This window comes from Bartonella sp. AD328YNZD (genome assembly GCF_042196425.1).
In genome coordinates this window covers 1-1028 of the sequence record NZ_JBHIQG010000581.1, presented here as the reverse complement: position 1 = coordinate 1028, position 1028 = coordinate 1, and the positions used below count along the sequence as shown (strand labels likewise).

General features: G+C 32.3%; 1 protein-coding gene and 1 pseudogene. One reads left to right on the top strand and one right to left on the bottom strand.

The window, feature by feature from the left end:
* Nucleotides 1-309: pseudogene (locus ACFIO3_RS13825) on the top strand (hypothetical protein); the annotation flags it as partial.
* 14 nt (nucleotides 310-323) lie between these two features.
* Here ACFIO3_RS13825 and ACFIO3_RS13820 read toward each other — a convergent pair.
* Nucleotides 324-797, bottom strand: coding sequence for a hypothetical protein (locus ACFIO3_RS13820; protein ID WP_375704659.1), 474 nt, complete (start codon nucleotides 795-797; stop codon nucleotides 324-326).
* Nucleotides 798-1028: the final 231 nt, after the last annotated feature.

The following is a 1028-nucleotide window of genomic DNA, read 5'->3' as shown; positions in this document are numbered from 1 at the left end:
TATGATGCCGCGCAACAGTACTTACAGATAAGAAATAATTACCTTTGTGCAAAGGGCTTGCCTAATGCAATTTATGATGATGTGTCTACAAATTCAGATCCAGATAGCTTTGAACAATGGGTTCAAAAAGCAACAAATCACTATCAAGCCGTACAAGATATACTAAAAGAAGCCCAATGTCTCTATAGACAGTATAATCTTTATGCTGCGTTACAGTCCCTCGTTATAGAAGATAAAATGCTACCATACCTTGTGAATTCATTACGGATTGCTCTTAATGCGCTTCATAAGTACTTTTCAAAAAAGTAGATTTGAAAGAGATACTACCAGTCATACATATCATACATATATGGTATAGCAGTAATAACTAAGGCGGTCATTATTGCAAATAAAAGCGCAGGAATCCTTAACCTAAATCGCCAGAGTATGTTAATCGGAAGAGACATTATGGTGATTATTATAAAGCCTATTACGAACCATTCTATTATTTGTTTTTTTTTAGAATGATGTTTTAATAATTCATAATAGTCTTTTTCACTTATAGAAGCTAGTCTAATGTCATTTCCGAGTTCTTCTCTGAGTTTTTTAAACTTATTAAAATTATAATCCAATATTTCTTCTGAAATACAAGTAACAAAAGAAGATAGATTTCGTACATCACGCAAAACAGGAATTTGGCCATCTGGGCATAGTTTTAAATACCTATCTTCTGCTAATGATTGACTACTTATATGGCTAGTGAATAAGATACTTATTATTCCGAATAAGGCAATTTTCTTTAAATACGATAATAACATTAGATTTTATCTTGTTTTTCATTGTTACATCTTCGCTTCATACAGATTCCCTTTGAAATTATCAATATGTGTTATTTTTATGTTGACAAAGTGTAGCAAATCGTATTTAATGACAAATACGGCACTGGTCGTACTGTATCTAAATGAGGGTGTGGTACAGTTCAAAATCCCCGCAAATGCGGGGTTTTTTATTATCTGGAGGGTGTATTTTATGACATCACAAAATACAGA